Origin of the sequence: Caldalkalibacillus salinus, from assembly GCF_016745835.1 — a bacterium.
GTDB lineage: Bacteria > Bacillota > Bacilli > Caldalkalibacillales > JCM-10596 > Caldalkalibacillus_A > Caldalkalibacillus_A salinus.
In genome coordinates this window covers 1-20,678 of sequence record NZ_JAERVL010000006.1, presented here as the reverse complement: position 1 = coordinate 20,678, position 20,678 = coordinate 1, and the positions used below count along the sequence as shown (strand labels likewise).

21 protein-coding genes and 1 other annotated feature are annotated in these 20,678 nt (G+C 42.7%); of the genes, 18 read left to right on the top strand and 3 right to left on the bottom strand.

Annotated elements, in window-relative coordinates:
* Positions 1-102 precede the first annotated feature (102 nt).
* From JKM87_RS06010 to JKM87_RS06000, 3 genes are all read left to right on the top strand, one after another.
* Positions 103-1,395: an MFS transporter gene (locus tag JKM87_RS06010; RefSeq protein WP_336885139.1), complete on the top strand. Its 1,293-nt coding sequence runs from the start codon at positions 103-105 to the stop codon at positions 1,393-1,395.
* 122 nt (positions 1,396-1,517) lie between these two features.
* Complete coding sequence (locus JKM87_RS06005) at positions 1,518-1,997, top strand: metal-dependent hydrolase (protein ID WP_202079049.1); 480 nt, start codon at positions 1,518-1,520, stop codon at positions 1,995-1,997.
* Positions 1,998-2,194: 197 nt separating this feature from the next.
* Complete coding sequence (locus tag JKM87_RS06000) at positions 2,195-2,572, top strand: carbonic anhydrase (protein WP_202079047.1); 378 nt, start codon at positions 2,195-2,197, stop codon at positions 2,570-2,572.
* Positions 2,573-2,663: 91 nt separating this feature from the next.
* On the opposite strand, the gene JKM87_RS05995 is transcribed toward JKM87_RS06000, so the two are convergent.
* Positions 2,664-2,969 (bottom strand): hypothetical protein, encoded by a 306-nt coding sequence (locus JKM87_RS05995; protein ID WP_202079045.1) that lies wholly within the window; start codon positions 2,967-2,969, stop codon positions 2,664-2,666.
* Between the two features lie 353 nt (positions 2,970-3,322).
* Between JKM87_RS05995 and JKM87_RS05990 the strand changes: the two genes are divergently transcribed.
* From JKM87_RS05990 to JKM87_RS05935, 12 genes are all read left to right on the top strand, one after another.
* On the top strand, positions 3,323-5,491 hold the full coding sequence (locus JKM87_RS05990; RefSeq protein WP_202079043.1) for an S-layer homology domain-containing protein: 2,169 nt from the start codon (positions 3,323-3,325) through the stop codon (positions 5,489-5,491).
* 288 nt (positions 5,492-5,779) lie between these two features.
* The gene (locus tag JKM87_RS05985) at positions 5,780-6,469 is read left to right on the top strand and encodes a GntR family transcriptional regulator (RefSeq protein ID WP_202079040.1); all 690 of its coding nucleotides are present in this window, start codon (positions 5,780-5,782) and stop codon (positions 6,467-6,469) included.
* 21 nt (positions 6,470-6,490) lie between these two features.
* The gene (locus JKM87_RS05980) at positions 6,491-7,252 is read left to right on the top strand and encodes a fumarylacetoacetate hydrolase family protein (RefSeq protein WP_202079038.1); all 762 of its coding nucleotides are present in this window, start codon (positions 6,491-6,493) and stop codon (positions 7,250-7,252) included.
* A gap of 28 nt (positions 7,253-7,280) precedes the next feature.
* Complete coding sequence (locus JKM87_RS05975) at positions 7,281-8,324, top strand: Ldh family oxidoreductase (RefSeq protein ID WP_202079036.1); 1,044 nt, start codon at positions 7,281-7,283, stop codon at positions 8,322-8,324.
* A gap of 31 nt (positions 8,325-8,355) precedes the next feature.
* Positions 8,356-9,450: an amidohydrolase family protein gene (locus tag JKM87_RS05970; protein WP_202079034.1), complete on the top strand. Its 1,095-nt coding sequence runs from the start codon at positions 8,356-8,358 to the stop codon at positions 9,448-9,450.
* 46 nt (positions 9,451-9,496) lie between these two features.
* Positions 9,497-9,850, top strand: coding sequence for a Rieske (2Fe-2S) protein (locus JKM87_RS05965; protein WP_202079032.1), 354 nt, complete (start codon positions 9,497-9,499; stop codon positions 9,848-9,850).
* Between the two features lie 60 nt (positions 9,851-9,910).
* Positions 9,911-10,678 (top strand): glucose 1-dehydrogenase, encoded by a 768-nt coding sequence (locus JKM87_RS05960; protein ID WP_202079030.1) that lies wholly within the window; start codon positions 9,911-9,913, stop codon positions 10,676-10,678.
* Positions 10,679-10,752: 74 nt separating this feature from the next.
* Positions 10,753-11,907 (top strand): M20 family metallopeptidase, encoded by a 1,155-nt coding sequence (locus JKM87_RS05955; protein WP_202079028.1) that lies wholly within the window; start codon positions 10,753-10,755, stop codon positions 11,905-11,907.
* A gap of 13 nt (positions 11,908-11,920) precedes the next feature.
* Entirely contained in the window at positions 11,921-12,349 is a 429-nt protein-coding gene (locus JKM87_RS05950) for a tripartite tricarboxylate transporter TctB family protein (protein WP_202079026.1), read from the top strand.
* Between the two features lie 28 nt (positions 12,350-12,377).
* The gene (locus JKM87_RS05945) at positions 12,378-13,874 is read left to right on the top strand and encodes a tripartite tricarboxylate transporter permease (protein WP_336885145.1); all 1,497 of its coding nucleotides are present in this window, start codon (positions 12,378-12,380) and stop codon (positions 13,872-13,874) included.
* A gap of 100 nt (positions 13,875-13,974) precedes the next feature.
* Positions 13,975-14,943: a Bug family tripartite tricarboxylate transporter substrate binding protein gene (locus JKM87_RS05940; protein ID WP_202079024.1), complete on the top strand. Its 969-nt coding sequence runs from the start codon at positions 13,975-13,977 to the stop codon at positions 14,941-14,943.
* 139 nt (positions 14,944-15,082) lie between these two features.
* A complete protein-coding gene (locus tag JKM87_RS05935) occupies positions 15,083-15,700 on the top strand; it encodes a GNAT family N-acetyltransferase (protein WP_202079022.1) in 618 nt (205 codons plus the stop codon).
* Between the two features lie 105 nt (positions 15,701-15,805).
* Here the strand turns inward: JKM87_RS05935 and JKM87_RS05930 are convergent, their stop codons facing one another.
* Positions 15,806-17,068, bottom strand: coding sequence for a glutamate-5-semialdehyde dehydrogenase (locus JKM87_RS05930; RefSeq protein WP_202079020.1), 1,263 nt, complete (start codon positions 17,066-17,068; stop codon positions 15,806-15,808).
* Positions 17,065-18,183 (bottom strand): glutamate 5-kinase, encoded by a 1,119-nt coding sequence (gene proB / locus JKM87_RS05925; protein ID WP_202079018.1) that lies wholly within the window; start codon positions 18,181-18,183, stop codon positions 17,065-17,067. The genes JKM87_RS05930 and proB overlap by 4 nt, the downstream gene beginning before the upstream one ends.
* Positions 18,184-18,233: 50 nt before the next feature.
* Positions 18,234-18,489 (bottom strand) — a binding site (T-box leader).
* 240 nt (positions 18,490-18,729) lie between these two features.
* Here proB and JKM87_RS05920 point away from each other — a divergent pair.
* The 3 genes from JKM87_RS05920 (at position 18,730) to JKM87_RS05910 (ending at position 20,645) form a co-directional block, all read left to right on the top strand.
* Positions 18,730-19,434 (top strand): hypothetical protein, encoded by a 705-nt coding sequence (locus JKM87_RS05920; protein WP_202079016.1) that lies wholly within the window; start codon positions 18,730-18,732, stop codon positions 19,432-19,434.
* 115 nt (positions 19,435-19,549) lie between these two features.
* On the top strand, positions 19,550-19,882 hold the full coding sequence (locus JKM87_RS05915; protein ID WP_336885138.1) for a PadR family transcriptional regulator: 333 nt from the start codon (positions 19,550-19,552) through the stop codon (positions 19,880-19,882).
* Entirely contained in the window at positions 19,875-20,645 is a 771-nt protein-coding gene (locus JKM87_RS05910) for a permease prefix domain 1-containing protein (protein ID WP_202079014.1), read from the top strand. Before JKM87_RS05915 ends, JKM87_RS05910 begins: the two co-directional genes overlap by 8 nt.
* Positions 20,646-20,678 lie beyond the last annotated feature (33 nt).

Here is a 20,678-nt window from a genome sequence, read left to right as displayed (position 1 = left end):
CAGTAAGGACAGATTCTTTATAAGATAATCATATCAGAATATAACAGGCTAGCGAACAAGGTTAACGAGAAACATTGAAACATGAAAGGGATGGAGAGGAACGTGAAAAAGGTACACTACGGCTGGATGATTCTTATACTTTGTTTTATTGCCTTACTATCTGTACAAGGGGTGCGCCTTTCTGTGGGTGCTTTTTTACAGCCATGGGAGAACGAGTTTGAAACTACAAGAGGTGCCACCTCGCTCATCGCCACATTGAGCTTGGTTGTTTTTGGCCTATCTCAGCCTATTCTTGGTCGACTAGTCGATCGATATGGGGTGAGGATCATATTATCCTACAGCGCCCTATTAGTGGGTGTCAGTACATTGCTGACATTTTTTGTGACGTCATTTTGGCAGATCATTGTTCTGTATGGTCTCGTCTCTGCCATTGGGTTTGGGGGGGCGTCCAACGTAGCAGCATCTGTTGCGGTCACACAGTGGTTTCAGAAAAGAAGGGGATTAGCGATGGGGATGATCACAGCAGGGATGAGTGCGGGTCAGCTCGTCGTGGTTCCGCTATGCTTATTCTTGATTGAGTGGTTTAACTGGCAGCTGGCTGTATTGGTGATGGGCAGCTTTTTGATCTTGATCGTGTTCCCGCTGCTTATCATGTTTCTGAGGACGTCACCCACTGAGTTGGGGGAAGCTCCCTATGGTGGTCGTTCAGGGAAGGAAGCCAGCAGGGGAATTGATATCAAGGATGAAACAAAAGAGAAAGAATCTGCAGAGGGAGAGAGGCAACCCAAACTCCTCTTTATATTAAAAAGTCGTTTGTTTTGGTTATTAGCGACGCCTTTTTTCATCTGCGGATATACCACAACCGGCCTTATTGATACACACCTTATTCCGATGTCTCATCACCATGGGTTCACAACAGAAGTGACGGGGTTGGCCGTAAGTTTATTAGCCGCCTTTAATATGATTGGAACGCTAAGTTCGGGACAGATAGCAGACCATTTTAGTAACCGTAAATTCCTTGCTATTCTCTATTTTTTGAGGGGACTTACGATCCTCCTACTACTCGTCACCGATCAATGGTTACTATTATTTATTTTTGCCATTATGTTTGGTCTTGTGGATTTTGCTACAGTGGCTCCCACGACGATGCTAGCGAGTGTATTCTTTAAGAACCATTCCGTTGGGTTTGTGTTCGGTTTATTATCTTTAGGACATCAGGTGGGCTCAGCACTCGGGGCCTATATTCCGGGGCTGTTTTTTGATCTGACAGGTGGTTACGCTGTATCCTTAGTGTCTGCCATTGTACTGCTGATGTTAGCCGCCGGACTTAACCTCTTATTACCAGAGACCAATGCAATGGACATCCATCAAGGTCCACAGGCAGAGCAGGCGTAGTGTGACAAAGGATTTATATTCTTTATCGTGATAGCTTTATCCATTGCAAGGAACGTGTGTTCTATGGTATGGTAAGGTTATGGAAATCCATACCATACTAGCTTAAAGGATGTTGGTACAGCATGAATGCACCTACACATATTGTTGGGGGGGTAGCCGCCGCTGCCTTAACCGTATACTTAGATCCAATACAGGTTTACGAACCTCTTTATCTTTATAGTGCGGCTATCGTAGGTTCTTTACTCCCAGATATTTGTCACCCCAGATCAATGGTAGGGAGGAAGATACCTGTCGTATCAAAGGGTGTGAACAAGTTTTTTGGTCACCGCACCATCACACATAGTCTATTATTTATATTATTTATCTACTGGGGGATGGGTCACCTAGACTTTCGAGGGGCTTATGATTTACAAATGGGTCTCGTGGCCGGTGTTATTAGTCATATCGTGCTAGACATGATTACACCTCAAGGGGTGCAATTTTTGTATCCGATTAAGTCTAAGATCAAAACCCCACTTCATGTTAAAACAGGATCGATAATAGGAGAGACGTGTGTTATATTCGTCTTACTTGTGATAGTGGCTTATTTCAACATGGCATAAACTTTATATAAGAATGGTTAGCGGTGATATATGCGGATGCTTCCACCATGAACATCAGAGTAACCTAAGCTCTAGTGCTTTTGTTCTATACAGCCTTGAAGAAAGACTTGTCAATTTGAGGTATGTCGATTAACCTATTTTTAGAGCGGTTAATTGAAAGAAACACACTTAATGAATGAGACGAGGAGTGGTGAGAGATGGAGAACACATTTGGAACAGTGATTAATTGTATGGACGGACGCGCACAGTTGCCCATGATCAAAAAAATGAGGGAAACGTTTCAGGTACAGCATGTCGATATGATTACAGAGCCTGGACCCAATAAAATCATCGCTGATCAATCAGACAAGCCAACGATGGAAAACATCAAAAAGCGTCTAGACATTTCAGTCCATAACCATGAGTCTTCGGTTATTGCCATTGCAGGACACCACGATTGTGCTGGTAATCCAACAACAGTGGAGGAGCAGAAAAAACACCTTCAAAAAGCGAAGGCTGTTGTGCAAGAGTGGTATCCTAAAGTGGAAGTAGTCACGTATTGGCTAAATGATCGCTTTGAGGTGGAGGAGGTCTAGTAAGACCTCCTCTTTTTAATGTTGACTTGTTCTACAAATTGGATAGAAGACAAGGCCTTTGGTTTAAGATGCCAACACATGAGCAAGTAAGTTAATCCTCTAAGTTGAAACGCTTGAGTTGATCTACACACTTTTCTTCCCGCAGAATTTCAATCTGCTTGTCCCCGATCAAATCAAAATGGGGATAGTCGTCCCGTAAATCAATCCATTCAGGCTTCAAGCCGTATTGTTTGCCCCACTGAATTAGTTCTTCTAAGTTCTTAGCACCTGCTTTCGTTACCGTTTTACACTCCGGGAATCTGGGGTGAACCCAATAATGTGTGATAAGCGCAATTTCCCCGCGGTCTATTTTAGCTTTCCATTGGTTCAATTCCTTACGTGTAATGCCAAACGCCATTGATGTAACCTCCGTCTTCCGTTAATCTAACCTAATCGTACAGCAATTGTTCATGATCTCCAAACATTGACGATACCGGAGTATACAAAAAATCCAGGCCATGTACCCTGAACTTTGGAACTAATTGTAACTTTTTTAACATATTTTTCAATTTAATCTTTAATTTAGAACAATAGTATTGTAGTATGATATTTGTGGATAAAAAATCCATACATAATAATAGTTGGTAGAATAGGAAGAGGTGATTTGATAACAAAATAGGTTGATAGTTTTATTTTTAACAATACTAGACGAGTCGGAATTATGAACATGGTTGTAGACTTCAAGGAAAAATTTAAAAGGGAGAGAGTAACTTGAGACAACGATTGATTTTATTACTTATTTTAACTTTGGTATTATCTGTACCTACTCCTGTCTTCAGCGCATCCGATATAAAGGGACATTGGGCGGAATCAACGATTAACGCTATGGTAGAAAAAGGTCATATCTCAGGCTACCCGAACGGATTGTTTAAACCAAACGCTTCTATATCCCGAGCAGAGTTTGCTGTAGTCATTAGCAGTATTTTAGGCCTTGACGAAGAAAAAGACAAAACCGCATTGACGGACGTATCTACGGATCACTGGGCAACGGGGGCTATTAATGCTGCCGTTGACGCTGGTATTATTACAGGCTATGAAGACGGTACGTTCAAACCTAACGCTGATATTTCTCGAGCAGAAATGGCGACGATGGCAGTCCGTGCGCTCATGCTTGAAGAAGGGTTAGAGAATGTCCCTTCTGCAGAAAGTCATTTCTCCGATGAGGATCGTATACCTGAGTGGGCAAAGCGTTATGTGTCATATGCCAGTAGTGAAGGACTCATATCCGGTTACTCCGATGGGTCTTTTAGTCCTAATTCTGGTGCGACTAGAGCTGAAGCGGTGGTGATCCTTAATAGAACAGAAAAGAAGCTACAAGACAATGCTCAACATGGCGGCGGTGTAACTACACCACCTGAAGAAGAGGATGGCGATGAAGACGCTTCAACCCCACCTGCTGGTGGAGGCGGTACCCCTGGGGGACAAGATCCGGATCGTGACACCTCTTTAGACGAGTACGGCCACTTAATATTGCGCGATACCGTAAAAGACGATGTGTACAGTGAAGCTGATTTTGAATTAGCAGTGGTTTCCAATCCAGAAGATGTCCATTTAATGGTCAAACCCGAAAATGAATTTTCTGGTATTGAATTAAAGATATCCAATGCAGATGATGAAACGGTAGAGAAGGCCGTTTACGAGAAACAGGATGATCTTGATCGTAATGGTTGGTTTGTTCTCACGGTCGATGAGTCCATCTCTACTACAATCTCTGTGAGTGCCACCGTTTATGCCGAGGTCGAAATGAATGAAATCAATATTAACAATGAAACCACTACAAAGACCGTGACAAACCATTACAATAAGAAGATTGATCGTATAATAGATAGTTACTTTTTTCTAGATGCTTTCTTAGATCACTATTACGTTGTTGATGGAGAGCATCATGTCCCCAAAACCTCAATTCGCTACATTAACACCTTATACAATGGAACAGAGAGAGAGGAGACGAAAGAAATTGAACCACAAGACATTGAATTAACTTCCAGTAATCCCGATGTGATTGAAACTGGTGTTAACTCAGATGACGTCGCCTACTTTTTTGCTGCAAATGAGGGAACAGCTGAACTTACAATTAAATACGGAGAATATACCGAGTCATATATGATAGATGTTTACGAGAAAGACCCATACGTCTACGTTGTTGGCGAGGATATACAGCCTGGTCTTTACTTTACAACTGGTGAAGTACATTGGCAGCTTATAGATGAAGACGGGAATACCATTAGTAGTGGCTATTCAGCTTCTGGAGAACCGGCTTACGTTGAAATTAATGAGTCTGATCATATATTTAAACCATACTTCTTCGATGACGGAGAATGGGAGGCATTTAATCCAAATAACCATGAAATACTCACAAAGTTTAGTTCTGGTCAGTATAAGGTTGGTGTAGATATTGAACCAGGTATATACTATGAGTCTGGAGAGGATGAGGATTATGTTACCCTCTTCGCTAGATTAAGCAGCTTTGGAAGAGAGAGTAATAACATTACCTCTGGGTATTCACAGGGACAGTTATATGTGGAAGTTAAAGAAGATGATGAAGGTTTAGAAGTTATTGGAGGAGACTGGGTAAAATATAACGAAGACACGCACCCGCACGTCATGAACGAATCCTTCTCAGATGGGATGTACTTAGTGGGTAAGGACATTGAACCAGGCTCTTACAAGGTGACAGTTCCCAAAGGCAAGGCTATTTATTGGGCTGCTCTGAGCGGCTTAGACCATACTCTAGAGCAAATTAATCGTAATAAATCTATTCAAGCACAGGATGAAGATATTGACATAACTGTCGATGTTAAAGAAGAAGATATGGCATTTTTTGTTGAGTCTTATGGCGATTCACTAGTTTGGAGTAAAGTAGATGATCATGATAGTTAATGATATATAGGGTTGAGATCAACAATGACATTTGACAGAGAAGTCTGTTTAAGGTCAATCTCAGAAGGATACTAGAATTTGAAGTAGCCCCTTTAAACTAATATAGAGATAATTATTCAATTCATTGTCAAGCGTTGGTCTTTGTCGAGATCAACGCTCTTTTTGTGGACTGACTAGAATGAAATGATGCAGCAAGAATTTTCAAAATCTATTGACGAAAAATGTCGTGTCATATATCCTATATCATATATGATATATGAAAGCGTTTTCTAAGGAGGGTTACGTTATTTGCAAGCATATCGTACAAAAACCGAAATGATCTACCAAACCATTAAGGAAGAGATCCTTAATGGGGAGTACGAATTTGGCGAAAAGCTTGTCATTAGTCGACTTGCACAGCGGTTTAATAGCAGTGAAATACCGGTCAGGGAAGCGATTCGCCATCTAGATTCAGATAATCTCATAGAATTCAAGCCTCATACAGGGGCAGTTGTCAGTACGCTATCGGCAAAAGACATACAAGACATCTTTGAATTACGCGTAGAACTAGAAGGGTTGGCTACTAGGTTAGCCACTGAACATTTGCAGGAAGATGATTTTAATGAACTTCAACGGATGATAGAAGAGTCTAAAAGAGCATTCGAGCTCAAAGATTATGAGCAATTTGAAACATTAAATATTGCCTTTCATGACACCATTTACAATGCCTGCGATAACAAACTACTTATTCGTACAATAAGAGAACTGTGGAGTAATACGCGGCGTTATCCGTCTTTGTTTAAGGAGAACGATGAACATATTACCCAGTCTATCAAGGAGCATGAAGCAATTTTTGAGGCTTTAGTTAAAAAAGATAGCATGCTAGCAGAGAGCCGTATGATTAACCATAAAACGCGAGCAGGTAAAGAAGTACTGAGAATGACACAATGGGAATTTTACAACTACCTTGACCATTTACTTACTACTCAAGAAAAATAATTTGAATTTGGAGGAAGCGATATGAAATACGTTCGATTTGAAAAAAACAATTCAGTGAAATACGGGAAACTTGAAGGTGACGTGATCCGAGAATTGGACGGGAATTTTCTTGATGCAGCAACGAAAGAACGGGATCAAACATATCCTTTATCCAATGTGGAGCTACTCTCCCCGGTAGAGCCAAGGCAAATTGTGGCAATCGGGCTGAATTATGTCCTTCATGCAAAGGAACAAGGTAAAGCCATACCTGAAGAACCCATGATGTTCATGGTCTCACCGACAGCTGTCATTAGCGACGGTGAATCTATTAAACTACCAAATCTTGAGCATCGTATCGACCATGAGGCTGAGCTTGCCATTGTCATTGGAAAAACAGCAAAAGACTTAACGAGGGAGAATGCACTAGAGTATGTCTTTGGATATACGTGTGCCAACGATGTATCCGATCGAGATCTACAAAAGAAGGACGGCCAATTTACACGTGCAAAGTCCTTCACCACCTATAAGCCAGTAGGGCCTGTCGTTGAAACAGATATTGACCCGAACCACGCGGGGATAAAGCTGACAGTGAATGGGGAAGTGAGACAGGACTCTAATACAAATGACTTGATTCATGATATCGAGAACTTACTCGTCAAGGTCACTGAAGTTATGACGTTAGAACCGGGGGATTTGATTATGACAGGGACGCCATCTGGTGTTGGCCCAATGAAGCCCGGGGATGAGGTTGTAATTGAGATTGATGGCATTGGTAAGCTATCTAACCCTGTAGAGAGTGTATAAAGACTATGAACACAGAAAGGAGTTTCCCATGTACATCGATATAGATCATATTCGGCAGTTCTCAAATACGTGCCTAACCCAGCTAGATATGCCTGAAAACGAGGCAAGTATTATTACTGAGGCATTACTAGAAGCGGACCTTAGAGAAATTCATAGCCACGGGTTTCTGCGATTACCGATTTATGTAGAGCGGATTCAGAAAGAGCTTATACGTAACCAGGCTAAGATTACAGAGAGCAATGAGAACGATGTCCTTGCCGTTTTGGACGGGCATTATTCAGCCGGACAAGTGGTGGCCTATCAAGCAATGCAGAAATCAATTGAAAAGGCAGAACAGTCAGGAATCGGGGTAGTGGCGGTCAAAAATAGTAATCACTTTGGCATTTCTGCCTATTACTCACTCATGGCGGCACAACAAGATAAGATTGGGATTGTTATTAGTAACGTGTCTCCGCTTATGCCAGCTGTAGGAGGTGCAGAAAAGGTGATAGGGAATAACCCACTCTCCATTGCAGCGCCGACAGGAGAAACAGACCCCATGGTACTTGATATGGCGCTCAGTAACACATCATTTGGTAAGGTTCTTTTCGCGAAGGAAAAAGGGCAAGAGGTACCGGAAGGATGGGGCGTTGATGAGAAGGGGCGCTCTACAACTGATCCTGATCAGATTATTAACGGAGGATTTCTTTCTCCAGTTGGGGGACCCAAAGGTTTTGGCTTAGCTGTAATGGCTGAAGTATTAACGGGTGTACTGTCTGGCGGGCATTTCTCCAAAATGATCCCGTCTATGTACGACGTTAGTCAGAAGCAGTCCATCTCACATTTTATGTTAACGATTGATATCAAGCAACTGATTTCATTAGAGCTCTATTATGAGAGTATGAAACAACTTGTTTCTTATATTAAAGAGTCTAAAAAAGCAGAAGGGGCCAACCAAATCTACTTACCTGGGGAAATTGAATTCTTGAAGGAAAAACGAAATAAAGAGCAGGGTATCCCTATGGAAGAGAAAACCTTTAACAAGATAAATGAAATGGCGAAAGCATTGAAAATCAGTCCACTTGAAGCTTAGTCACCAGAAAAAAAGAAAGGTGGGATTGAGGATGGCAGTAGAAGTCAAAGCCAATGCACAAGATCACACAACTAGTAGAAGGAAGAAGCTAGACGTTATTGATACGGATGTACACCATAATATTAGTTCCGTTCATGATTTACTCCCTTATCTGAACGATCATTGGAAAAGATATATCACTGATTACGGGTGGAAACCAATCAAAACGGTCCCGTTTCACCAGGTTCGTCAGGGAACAAAGTATCGCGCTGACACGTTTGGTGGAGAACGTAGGGAACCTGGCTCTGATTTTCAACTTTTGAAGGAGCAACTGCTAGACGAACAAGAGATTACTTTTGCCATTCTTGGGGGTTGGTTCCATGAAGCTACAGTGGCTAACGGTTGGTTTGAGTTTGCGGCTGCACGTGCAGCCGCTTATAACGATTACACCATACATGAGTGGTTAGAAAAGGATGAACGATTACGGGGCTCAGTGACCATCCCTAGCGATCCTAAGGAAGCAGTAAAAGAGATTGAGCGTGTAGGGTCTCACCCACAAATGGTTCAAGTCATGATGTCAGTGGGTAATTTTGCTTGGGGTGACCCTTACTATCATCCCATATTTGAAGCTGCTCATCGTCAAGGTCTAGCTATTGGGATGCATCTTTCAGCAGATATTTCATTCCAAGGGGGTGATTTCCTGCGCTACTATGTGGCTTGGCGTTCTGCTCATCCCCAAGCATACATGACACAGGTCATCAGTCTCATTACTAACGGTGTTTTTGATAAGTTCCCAGACTTGAAGGTCGCTATGATTGAAGGTGGTTTCGAATGGGTGCCCTTTATGATGAATCGCATGGACGCGGCATACAAAGGATTAAGACAGGAAACACCGTGGGTAAAACGAATGCCAAGTGATTATTTTAGGGAAAACTTAAAGTTCTGTACTCAACCTTGGCATGATCTATCTGTCGACCACTTCCTCAACATTGTCGATATGATGGGATCGGAGGATATGCTCATGTTCTCCACCGATTACCCCCATTGGGACTTTGATTCTCCAAAGCGGACATTACCTCCTAAAATACCTCAAGGGTTAAAGGAAAAAATCTTATATAAGAATGCGAAAGAACTGTACAAGCTATAGTGTTCTTGAACAATGACTGTAAATGATAGAAGGAGTGTGAAACACTTTGAAATACACCGTTTGCAGGGAAGATGAGTTGAAGCATGGAGAAATGAAAGAAGTCACAGTGAATAAAAAGCCAATCGTTGTCATTCGGTCATCCAGCGGAGACGTGTATGCCCTACGTAATGTATGTCCGCATAAAGGTCCAGCACTCTCAAAGGGTTCCTTAGATGGCACATGTACAGCAACGGAGCCGGGGGAGTACACGCTAGAAAAAGCAGGAGAAATACTCAAGTGTCCTTGGCACAGCTGGGAATTTGATATCAAGACTGGGTGTTCTCTTTTCGATCCTGAAAATGTAAAGGTTATGACTTATAACGTCACAATTGAAAGCGGTCACATTACGCTTGAGGTTTAGATATTAACGACAGTCGTAGGGTCGGAATAAACATTATCAAGGAAACGTGAGGTGAATCTGGTGGGGAAACTTGATCAAAAAGTAGCACTTGTAACAGGGGCTGCAGGGGGACTAGGTAGAGAAATTGCTCACAAGTTTGCCAAGGAAGGGGCCAAAGTGGTCCTCAATGATATGAATGATACCTTAGTCAAAGAGACTGCGAAAGGATTACAGGAATTTGAAGTAGACTATGCTGTTGGTGATATCTCTAATAAAACCCAAGTAAAGGCGATGATTGAGCAAATCGTTCAGAAACAAGGGTCTATAGACATTCTCGTTAACAATGCAGGTGGTAGCCTCAGAACCCCTAGAGTGTTGGAGGACATTGAGGAAGAAGATTGGGATAAAGTGCTAAACGTCAACCTTAAGGGAACGTTTCTCGCCTCTCAAACAGCTGTCAAATACATGAAGGAAAATGGTGGTGGTCGCATCATCAACATGTCATCTATTGGTGGGCGAACAGCTAGCCTTGTGACAGGTGTCGCCTACGCTGCAGCTAAAGGAGGTATTATCTCTTTTACCAGGCGATTAGCGAAAGAAGTTGGGCCAGACGGGATTCACGTTAACGCCATCGCCCCAGGTTTAATTATTAGTGGAGAACGGATGCACCATCTCTTCTATGAAGAAAACACAGAAGAAAATAGACATAGTGTCCTGAGCGAGATTCCTTTAAACAAGTTAGGTGAAAAAGAGGACATAGCTGATGCAGCACTGTTCTTAGCCTCTAGTGAATCTAAGTATGTCACAGGAGCGGTTCTAGATGTGAATGGTGGTCGTTTTATGGGATAGCAAATCCCATGGAAACGGCCTTATGGCCAGACCTTTGGCACGGTTAAAACTAGAAAAGTAAAGGTAGATCATACATGGATAAAACAATCTTAGACGCCCTAAAAAAGAATAATGATAATGCTTTGCACTTACTCGAACGCTTTGTGCAAATTGAATCTTACTCCCACGATAAAGAAGGGGTTGATCGTTTAGGAAAAGATATTATTGATGTATTCAGTGATGCTTTTCCTGTCAAAACCGAACGGATAATGGAGGTTGAGCAAGGCGATCATTTACGTATCCAACTTGGTCATGGAGGCAAGAAAATTCTGCTCTTAAGTCATCTAGATACTGTGTACCCTAAGGGAACTTTAAAACAAATGCCTTTTTGGATCAATGAAGGAAAAGCGATGGGTCCCGGTGTGCTCGACATCAAACAAAGCTATGTTATGGTCTATCATCTTTTTCAACTATTACTGCAGCATAACAGCCATGATCTTAATAAAGTGAAGATTGTTTGGTTATTAACATCTGACGAGGAGATTGGCAGCCCAACTGGGCAGCATGTTGTACTAGCGGAAGCACAACAAAGTGAGGCCGTTCTAGTCCTTGAACCTGCCACAAACGATGGGAAACTCAAATCAGCGAGAAAGGGTGGGGGCAACTTCAGTCTAGAGGTACTGGGTATCTCTGCCCATGCTGGGTTAAATCCACAGGATGGGGCGAACGCCATAGAGGAACTGGCTTACCAGATTACACAGATTGTGAAACTTGCCGACCATAGTAGGGGGACCACGATTAACACGGGAGAAATAAGAGGTGGCGATTTATTCAATGTTGTCCCTGCTTATGCTTCTACCAAAATCGATGTTCGTATTTTAGAGCCGGATGAGGGAATACGGGTGGAACGAGCGTTTAAAAATTTACAGGTGAAAAATCAGCGAACACAACTCAAAATCCACGGGAGCGTGTACCGTCCACCTCTACTAAAGACAGAACAAACATTCAAACTGTTAAGTCTTGCTCAGAAAGTGGCGGACGATTTGGAGTTAAAGATAGAAGATACACTCGTTGGTGGTGGCAGTGACGGTAATTATGCAGCCCAAACAGGCATACCTGTATTAGATGGTCTAGGGGCCTATGGTGGATTTGCCCATGCCCCTGAGGAGTACGTATGGGTAGACAGTATTGCAGAAAGAAGTACATTAGTTTACGGCATACTGCGAGAACTGCTAAAGAACAGTGCTTAGGAGGTGCTGGTGAGTGAAGAAAGAATTGAGTGTTCAGGCGATCATCATAGCTTTTAGTGGGCTGATGCTTTACTTTGTCAAGGAACTACCTGAACCTACAGGTGCAGTAGAATTAGGCCCTGCTTTTTTCCCGAAGTTAATCCTTTATTTTATTATTTTACTTTGTATACTTCAAATACTGACAATCACTTTGAGCAATCATAAACAAATGAGTGCAGGCGATTCAAATATGGGTTCGGTTATGCTCCTTATTGCCAATATGATTGGCTATGTGTTTGGTCTAGAAATAATAGGTTATCAGTTGAGTACGTTAATTTTTATTTCTTTGCTGTTAGCTTTGCTAGGTGTTCGTAATTATAAAATACTCATTTCAGTTCCGTTAGTCTCAGTACTTATTATTTTTGTTGTCTTTGACTGGATGCTCAATGTACCCATGCCATGATAGAGAGGAGGTTATCTAGTTGGAACAAGTGTTAACACAAATTTTACAGCCTCAAATTTTAGTTCTAGTGTTTATGGGCGTCCTACTAGGAATCGTTTTTAGTGCGATTCCTGGACTAACAGCCACAATGGGGATTGCATTACTCATTCCCTATACATTTGCACTCCCCGAATTAGCCGGTATCAGCATGCTACTTGGGATTTATCTAGGCGGTATGTATGGGGGGGCAATTACGGCCATACTCATCCGTACCCCTGGGACGCCTTCAGCTGCAGCGACTTTGCTAGATGGCTATCCTATGGCCCAAAACGGGGAAGCTGGTAAAGCGCTTAACTATGCTACAGTGAGCTCTTTTATTGGTGGGACTATCAGTTGTATCATTCTCATCCTTATTGCCCCACAACTAGCAAATGCCGCTTTACAATTTGGACCCGCTGAGTTTTTTGCCCTAGCTGTTTTTGGTTTAAGTATCGTGGGTACCGTGTCGGGCAAAAACGTCACTAAAGGACTCATTGTGGCAGGCATAGGTCTTTTGATCTCAACTATCGGTATGGACCCGATCGGTGGGGTCATGCGTTTTACCTTTGGGAGCTCTAATCTATCGAGTGGCGTATCATTTATTGCTGCTTTAATAGGGTTATTTGCTGTCTCTCAAGTCATTAAAGAAGTAGAAACTAAGATGAAGTCAGCACACCAGAAAGTAAAATATCGTAGACATAAGCTTGCGATCAAAGAGGTCATGTCAAACTGGTTTGAATTTTTGCGCTCAGCTATCATCGGGACCTTTGTCGGTATTATCCCAGGAACTGGGACGTCCATTGCGACTTTTGTCAGTTATAACGAGTCAAAGCGCTTTAAAAAACCAGAGAAGAAGGCTCAATACGGCAATGGGACACCAGAGGGGGTTATTGCAACTGAAACAGCAAATAATGCCGTGACAGGTGGGGCCCTCATTCCTTTATTAACGTTGGGTATTCCTGGTGATGTGGTGACGGCCGTTATTTTTGGTGGTCTTTTAATTCAAGGATTGACACCCGGTCCGCTCTTGTTCCAACAAGAACAAGACCTTGTTTATAGCCTTTTCGGGACGTTAATTATAGCCAATATCTTTATGCTTCTCATCGGCTTATTTGCAGTACGTTACGTTGGGAAGATTGTAGACGTCCCCAAAAATATTCTCTTACCAATCGTGGTCACGTTGTGCTTTATAGGAAGTTACTCACTATCGAATAATCTTTTTGATGTATGGGTTGCCCTAGTCTTTGGGGTCATTGGCTATCTATTAGAGAAGTTTGATTTCCCACTCCCGCCATTAATCTTAGGTATTATTCTCGGCCCTATCATTGAAGCTAACTTACGACGTGCATTAATTGGATCTGGTGGAGATTTAAGCGTATTTATGACTCGTCCAATCACAGCCACATTTTTGTTAATCGCCATCACAACTTTTATCTTCCCACTATTAAAGAAAGCATGGTACATCTACAAGGCAAAACCATCTATGGAATCAGATCTCAAATCTTAATTGACACAATGTTACAAAGAACACTAAATGGTCATCACTAGTATAGACTCATGAGAACTAATACTAAAAAAAGGGGATGAAAGCATTGATGAAAAAAATGATGATATTATTTGCTATGATGTTAGTGTTTGCGGCCGGATGCCAAAGCGAGAGTACATCCAATGAAACTGCGGCGGACTTTCCTGAAAGATCTATTGATATTATCGTTCCTTATGCGCCGGGTGGGACAACGGATACTTCAGCAAGGGCACTAGCGTCTGTGGCGTCTCAATATATGCCGAATGAAGTAGAAGTGAACGTTATTAATAAAGCTGGAGGGGGAGGTGTTGTCGGAACAACAGAAGCCTCTTCTGCTAAGCCGGATGGCTACACCATCGGTATGACAACATCTGGTCCGATGACGATCAAACCGCATACAGATAACACTGCGTACAACCCTGATACTCTAAAGCCTATTCTACAGGTTGTCGGAACACCGAATGTTTTGGTCGTACAGGCTGATGCACCATGGGAAGATTATGACGAGTGGTTTGAGTATGTGAGTAACAATCCAGAAGCATTCTCTTACGGAACCTCTGGCGCAGGTCTTACACAACATATCTCAATGGAAGCATTTACGGCTGAGACAGGAGCAGAATTAACGCACGTACCATTTGAAGGTGGAGCTCCAGCTTTATCGGCGTTACTAGGGGGTCATGTGGAAGGTGCTCTCGTACAAACAACGGAGGCTCTTCCTCACATTCAGTCAGGGGAACTCCGCCCGATTGTGAACACAGGCACTTTTAAACCTGAGGAGTTGGCGGACGTGCCGCTTCTTACAGAAAAAGGGGTGGATGTCCAGTCAGACGTTTGGACTGGCTTAGTAGCGCCAGAAGATACTCCTGATGAAGTTGTTCAAATTTTGCATGACGTCTTTAAAGAAGTGTTAGAAGATGAACAGGTTATCGAGACTTTCGAAAACTTAGGTGTGTCAACAAGTTATGCAGGTCCTGAAGATTTTTATGAGATCATTAAGCAGGACTATGATATCAATGGAGATGTTTTAAAGGCCGCGGGCATCATCGATTAAAAATACATTATCTTTAAAGAGAGAAGGGTTTCACTGAAGCTCTTTCTCTCTTTTTTTTGCAACTTTTGGGCCAAACACACGTAAACAAAGGCAAGGCTTAAATCTTTAACTCTTTGAAGGGGGAGAAGGAGGTACATATATGTTCAAATTTACAATCGATCATGAACTAGAACTCAGACTCCTAGAGCTTAATCATGCCCAACCACTTTTTCAGCTCATCGACCGCAATCGTAAACACTTAAGGGAGTGGCTTCCTTGGGTCGACGGAACGCAACAACAGGAAGACTCTGACACTTTTATTAGGCTGACTAGGGAAAAATTTGCATCAAGCACCGGTCTTGATGTCGGCATTTGGTGGCGGGGAGAACTTGTTGGTGTCATAGGTTTTCACGATATAGATCGAGCAAACAGGAAAACAACGATCGGCTATTGGCTAGGAAAAGAGTATGAGGGCAACGGGATCATGACCAGAGCAACAAAAGCCTTGATCCGTTATGCCTTAGATGAACTGAATATGAATCGTATCACGATTCAATGTGCAGAAGGTAACACTCGAAGCCGGGCCATCCCCGAACGCTTAGGGTTTACACAGGAAGGTATCACGAGAGAGGGAGAATGGCTTTATGACCATTACGTTGACTATGTGGTATACGGACTGCTAAAAAAAGATATAACGCAAAACCACCCTCTAGAGCAAAACACACATACAGCGAGTCGTTCCTATTATTACAAGCAAGAGGGTTCTCCCAATTGTTAATGCGGTTGAGACAGATAGGAACAACAAAATAGAAGTAAGCCAGTGTCCAGACACTGGCTTAAACCTACTGACGCTGCCTCTTACACTGACTTATATCCAAGCTCTTTACTTCATTTGCCCCGACCCGCGCACAACGTATTTGGTTGTAGAAAGCGCTTCAAGTCCCATGGGGCCACGTGCGTGTAACTTTTGTGTACTGATCCCGATTTCTGCTCCAAACCCGAATTCGAAACCGTCTGTAAAACGGGTCGATGCATTATGATAGACAGTCGATGCGTCGACGCTATTAAGAAAGAGACAAACATTATCTTCCGTTTCAGACAATATAGCTTCGGAGTGTTTCGTGCCATAGTATTGAATATGTTCAATCGCTTCTTGTGTTGAATGTACGATTTTTAAGGCTACAATATCGTCTAGGTATTCTGTATGCCAGTCTTCCTCTGTTGCGCCTGATATGGATGGAAAGAGGGATTGGGCTTCGTTATCCCCTCTCATCTCAACGCCTTTATCTTGTAGAGCAGTGATGAGAGCATCCCCGTGCTTCTGTGCCCAACTGTGATGAACGATAATCGTTTCTGCAGCGTTACATACGGATGGGCGTTGTGTTTTAGCGTTGACTGTCACTCCGATCGCGAGTTCTGGCTTTGCAGTTTCATCAATGTACACATGACAGTTACCGACACCCGTTTCTAAGACGGGGACAGTGGCCTCCTGTACGACTCTCTCAATTAACGATGCGCCGCCCCGCGGAATAAGGACATCCAAATACTCTTTTAAGCGGAACATGTCCTGTGCGCCTTGACGGGTGGTATCCTCAACAAGCTGAACGGCTTGAGGTGGGAGGCCGACTTGTTCTAGGGCTTCATGTAATACGGAAACAATGGCCTTGTTTGAATGAAGAGCGGATGAGCTCCCACGAAGGACAACAGCATTGCCCGTTTTTAAGCAAAGACCGGTAGCATCAACCGTAACATTAGGTCGTGCTTCATAAATGATACCCACAACACCTAGAGGGACACGTACTTTTTCAATGTTCAGGCCATTAGGTCTGCTCCACTGTTCAAGTGTCTCGCCAATGGGATTTCTTAATCCAGCGATCTGTTCCAACCCTGTGGCCATATCATCGATCCGGTTTTGATTAAGTGTCAATCGGTCCAGTAAGGATGACGATAAATCCTTCTGCTTACCTGACTGTACGTCCTTTCGGTTCTCGTCAATTAACCAGTCTGTGTTTTCTCTCAGTGCTGCCGCCATCGCTGTTAAGGCTTTGTTTTTCTGTTCTGCTTCGAGCTGGGATAGGGCGCGTGAAGCTTGATAGGCACTTTTCGCTTTTTCAACCGTTTCACTCTGCTTCGTTAGGTCACTCATGTCACATTCATTCCTTTCTTAATTAATACTAAGTGGTCTCTGTGTATAACTTCGGCTTTGAACGGGTCATGCGATTGTATATCATAACTGGGTTTCCCCATGATGTCTCTTAAGCCTTGGGCAGTATAATGGACCATCCCTTTAGCAATAAGTTCCCCCCTAGGGTTCAATACGTCAACCACATCTCCTTGTAAAAACGAGCCCTGAACGTCTGACACACCCACGGGTAATATGCTTTTACTGTGTTTCATGATCGCTTCGACAGCGCCAGAATCGATGACGATGTGACCACTTGATTGAGAATGATAAGCAATCCATTGTTTGTGGTTCTTAAGATCGGTTCCAGACTTGTCGTATATATACGTGCCTTCGCCTTTACCTTCTAGGATATTCGTGAGTTTCTGTGCACCTTGTCCTGTACCAATGAAGGTTTTCACACTGAGTGACGTGGCCGTCTGGGCCGCCTTGAGTTTAGATTTCATTCCGCCAGTCCCGACTTTTGACCCGTTCTCGCTCGTGATATTTAGCAATTCATCTGTCACATGGTCAATATAGTGAAAACGACGAGCTTCTGGGTGAGCAGGATTCTGGTCATATATGCCATCTACATCCGTCAACATCATCAACATGTCTGCATGAATAAAACCGCTCACTAAAGCTGAAAGCATGTCGTTATCTCCGAAAGTCAGTTCTTCTACGGATACAGAATCGTTCTCGTTGATAATCGGAAGGACGCGACGTTGGATCAGTTCGCTTAACGTTGAATAGACGTTATGATAATGCTCCTTTTTCATCAGATCCTGCCGCGTGAGTAGTAGCTGAGCTGTTGTGATACCGTGTTGCGCCAATCGTTCGGTATAACCTTGCATTAACAATCCTTGGCCCACTGCTGCTGCTGCCTGTTTACCCACCACTGTGACGGGGCGACTCGGATAGCCAAGAGAGGTGAATCCTGCAGCCACAGCTCCAGAGGAGATCAGTACCACCTCATGACCGTTGTTCATCAGCTTGGCCAGTGCTTCAGTATGATCGTGTAATTTTTCTAGGGACAGTCCCCCGCTCGTATTGGTTAGTGAACTGCTCCCAATCTTAACGACAATTCTTTTTTTATTCATCTGTGTTCCACCACTCCTAAATATTCAAAAACAAAAAAGTCCTCCATCCTGTAAAGGACGGAGAACTCCGCGGTACCACCTTTGTTGAGTTATACTCTTGAACTTGAATATTTGAATATAGCGTTTTAAACCGCTTTAGCAAGAGTACCCCTCCACTTTACCCTTTAACGCTGGGCTCGCGTTTGGCTTTATTATGCCAACAACTCAGAGATAGGTTCAATAAACTTTGCATGAGGAACTTCTCAGCCTATGAGTTCCACTCTCTGACATGGTCCATTTATTTACTCGTCTCATCATCGTTTATTTGTATATGTTTAAGATTTTCATCTAGGTTTACCTTACGTTTTATATATTATGTTCTCATAGGCTTCCATCTGTCAATGTTTAATGATGATTTTATACCCAAGAACGTAATAGATAAGTCACCGTTTTTCTTTTCTTAAGCTTTAATGAACCATGTTATCTACTCTTTTGTCTTAAATTAGACTGGTGTGTGTGTTGTTAAGAGGTTAGAATGGTAGGAAACATCCCGAAGGAGGATTTAAGATGCGTCTAGGTTATATCACCGGTATGGGATTACTCAACGTCTTCGTGGGATGGTTGGTCTACGCCTTCTCTGTTTTCGAGGAAGTGGACGTATTGATCCCTGCCTTTGTCGCTGTGATAGGGTTACCTTTGTTTGGCCTTTATTTTTTTATTGTCTATTATATTGGGAAACATCAGCACCTAAGAAAACCCATTTTACTCTTAACAGTGACGCCCATGGTCCTATTTGTGGGATATAAGCTCATCACCGATCAGCAATTCATGTCTAATGTATTAGACACGATCGAAGAAGATATTCTTTACGACCGCACTCCCGAAATTGGTAATCGGTTGGTAGAAAAGGCTGATACGTTTCCAGTTGGTGAAACCATTGATGTCTCGCCTAATATTCGCCAATCCACTCAAACAGAGGTGCATGAGAAATTTTATGATAAGAGTTTTATTTTAAAAAGTAAGGAGGAAGGGCTATTTAAGCTTAATATAGAGCTTATTGATGGGCAAAATGGAGACGCAGAAATCTCCCTGTACGGCGAGAATCGAGAACTGATCACTAGAACAGGCGTAAGCGCAGGGAGACCCACACAGATGCTAAGCTTCGAAGTCGAAGCGGGTGAAATCTATTACATCACCCTCCGTGGGGGGATGATCAGCAAAGAGCCGATCAAAAAGAATTTGCAACTACGCCTCTCCTCTCGAATTGAGTGAATTGAGTAAAAGCAGACTTAATATGCCTGGGAAAGCATATAAAGCCTTGCTCTTGTCGCTACATCGTGATACGATATAGACTATGTTGCATGACGATATAGTGAGGTGATGCTTCGTGGGTAAAACAGAATTAGTAAAGGGCAGTACCGAAATGATCTTATTATCATTACTAGAAGACAAGACGATGTATGGCTATGAAATAGCTAGGAAGATTGATGAAGAGTCGGAGGGGTTCCTACGCTTTAAAGAAGGGACGTTATATCCCACCCTTAAACGCTTAGAGACACATGGATGGGTCGAAAGCTATTGGCAACAGTCTAATGACGGTCCACGACGCAAGTACTATAGTATCACTAAAACAGGTAAAAGCGCACTCAGAGACCGTAGAGAAGAGTGGAGTACCTTTCAAAAAGTGGTCAATCGAATGGTAGGTGAGCCCATTGGCTAAGCAATCGGTGACAGACTTTCACACCTACATCGAACGTATACTTGGTGATTTGGCCTTAGATACACAGGAAAAGCAAGATCTAAGAGAAGAGTGGCTACAGCACCTTGAAGAAAGCAAACAACACTTGATGCAAGCAGAAGAATTAAGTGAAAAGGAAGCGACTAAGAAAGCGATGGCACAATTTGGAGCGGAAGATTTATTACAGAATGAAGTCAAAAGTCATTTCAATTCTGTGTACAAGCAGCATATCACCAAGGAGTCTCTGATTTGGTTGATTTGTCTCATTGCTGGGTCTATTGGTCCCGTTTTACTCATTAATGCCCAGTATCAGTCTTACTTTGTCACCGCTCCTTTGATGTGTTTGCTCATCTGTTATGGGTTATACCATTGTGTGTTAAAACGGTCATCGCTGCTTTCGGTCTCCATCGTGGGTCTGCCCATACTTTATGGTGCTTTTGTTTACTTTTATAGCTCAAGGACATCGTTTAACGAATTCCTTGTGCAATTAGTGCCTCAAAATATAGGAGACCTCGCAGGAAGTGGTGGTGTTTTCACTCTGTCTAGCTTACATATTCTTTGGGCTGTGATCATAGCGTGCACCTTCATTAACTATCGGAAAAAAGGATATAATAAACGATGGCAGGTTGCTGCTGTTCGCTCTAGCTTTGAATATTGGTTTATGATTTTATTGGCCCTTGTCGTGGTGAATACTGAGATTTTGACCAATTCAGCGGAGAGAAAAACGATTATATTAAATCACTAGCGTTGCATAAAAGTCTATTCATTATTTGACAGA

Bases quoted from the DNA above. Each gene is read 5' to 3' on its own strand.
- JKM87_RS06005 (WP_202079049.1), top strand. From the start codon at position 1,518: ATGAATGCACCTACACATATTGTTGGGGGGGTAGCCGCCGCTGCCTTA.
- JKM87_RS06000 (WP_202079047.1), top strand. From the start codon at position 2,195: ATGGAGAACACATTTGGAACAGTGATTAATTGTATGGACGGACGCGCA.
- JKM87_RS05995 (WP_202079045.1), bottom strand. From the start codon at position 2,969: ATGGCGTTTGGCATTACACGTAAGGAATTGAACCAATGGAAAGCTAAA.
- JKM87_RS05980 (WP_202079038.1), top strand. From the start codon at position 6,491: ATGAAATACGTTCGATTTGAAAAAAACAATTCAGTGAAATACGGGAAA.
- JKM87_RS05975 (WP_202079036.1), top strand. From the start codon at position 7,281: ATGTACATCGATATAGATCATATTCGGCAGTTCTCAAATACGTGCCTA.
- JKM87_RS05970 (WP_202079034.1), top strand. From the start codon at position 8,356: ATGGCAGTAGAAGTCAAAGCCAATGCACAAGATCACACAACTAGTAGA.
- JKM87_RS05955 (WP_202079028.1), top strand. From the start codon at position 10,753: ATGGATAAAACAATCTTAGACGCCCTAAAAAAGAATAATGATAATGCT.
- JKM87_RS05940 (WP_202079024.1), top strand. From the start codon at position 13,975: ATGATATTATTTGCTATGATGTTAGTGTTTGCGGCCGGATGCCAAAGC.
- JKM87_RS05935 (WP_202079022.1), top strand. From the start codon at position 15,083: ATGTTCAAATTTACAATCGATCATGAACTAGAACTCAGACTCCTAGAG.
- JKM87_RS05930 (WP_202079020.1), bottom strand. From the start codon at position 17,068: ATGAGTGACCTAACGAAGCAGAGTGAAACGGTTGAAAAAGCGAAAAGT.
- proB (WP_202079018.1), bottom strand. From the start codon at position 18,183: ATGAATAAAAAAAGAATTGTCGTTAAGATTGGGAGCAGTTCACTAACC.
- JKM87_RS05920 (WP_202079016.1), top strand. From the start codon at position 18,730: ATGCGTCTAGGTTATATCACCGGTATGGGATTACTCAACGTCTTCGTG.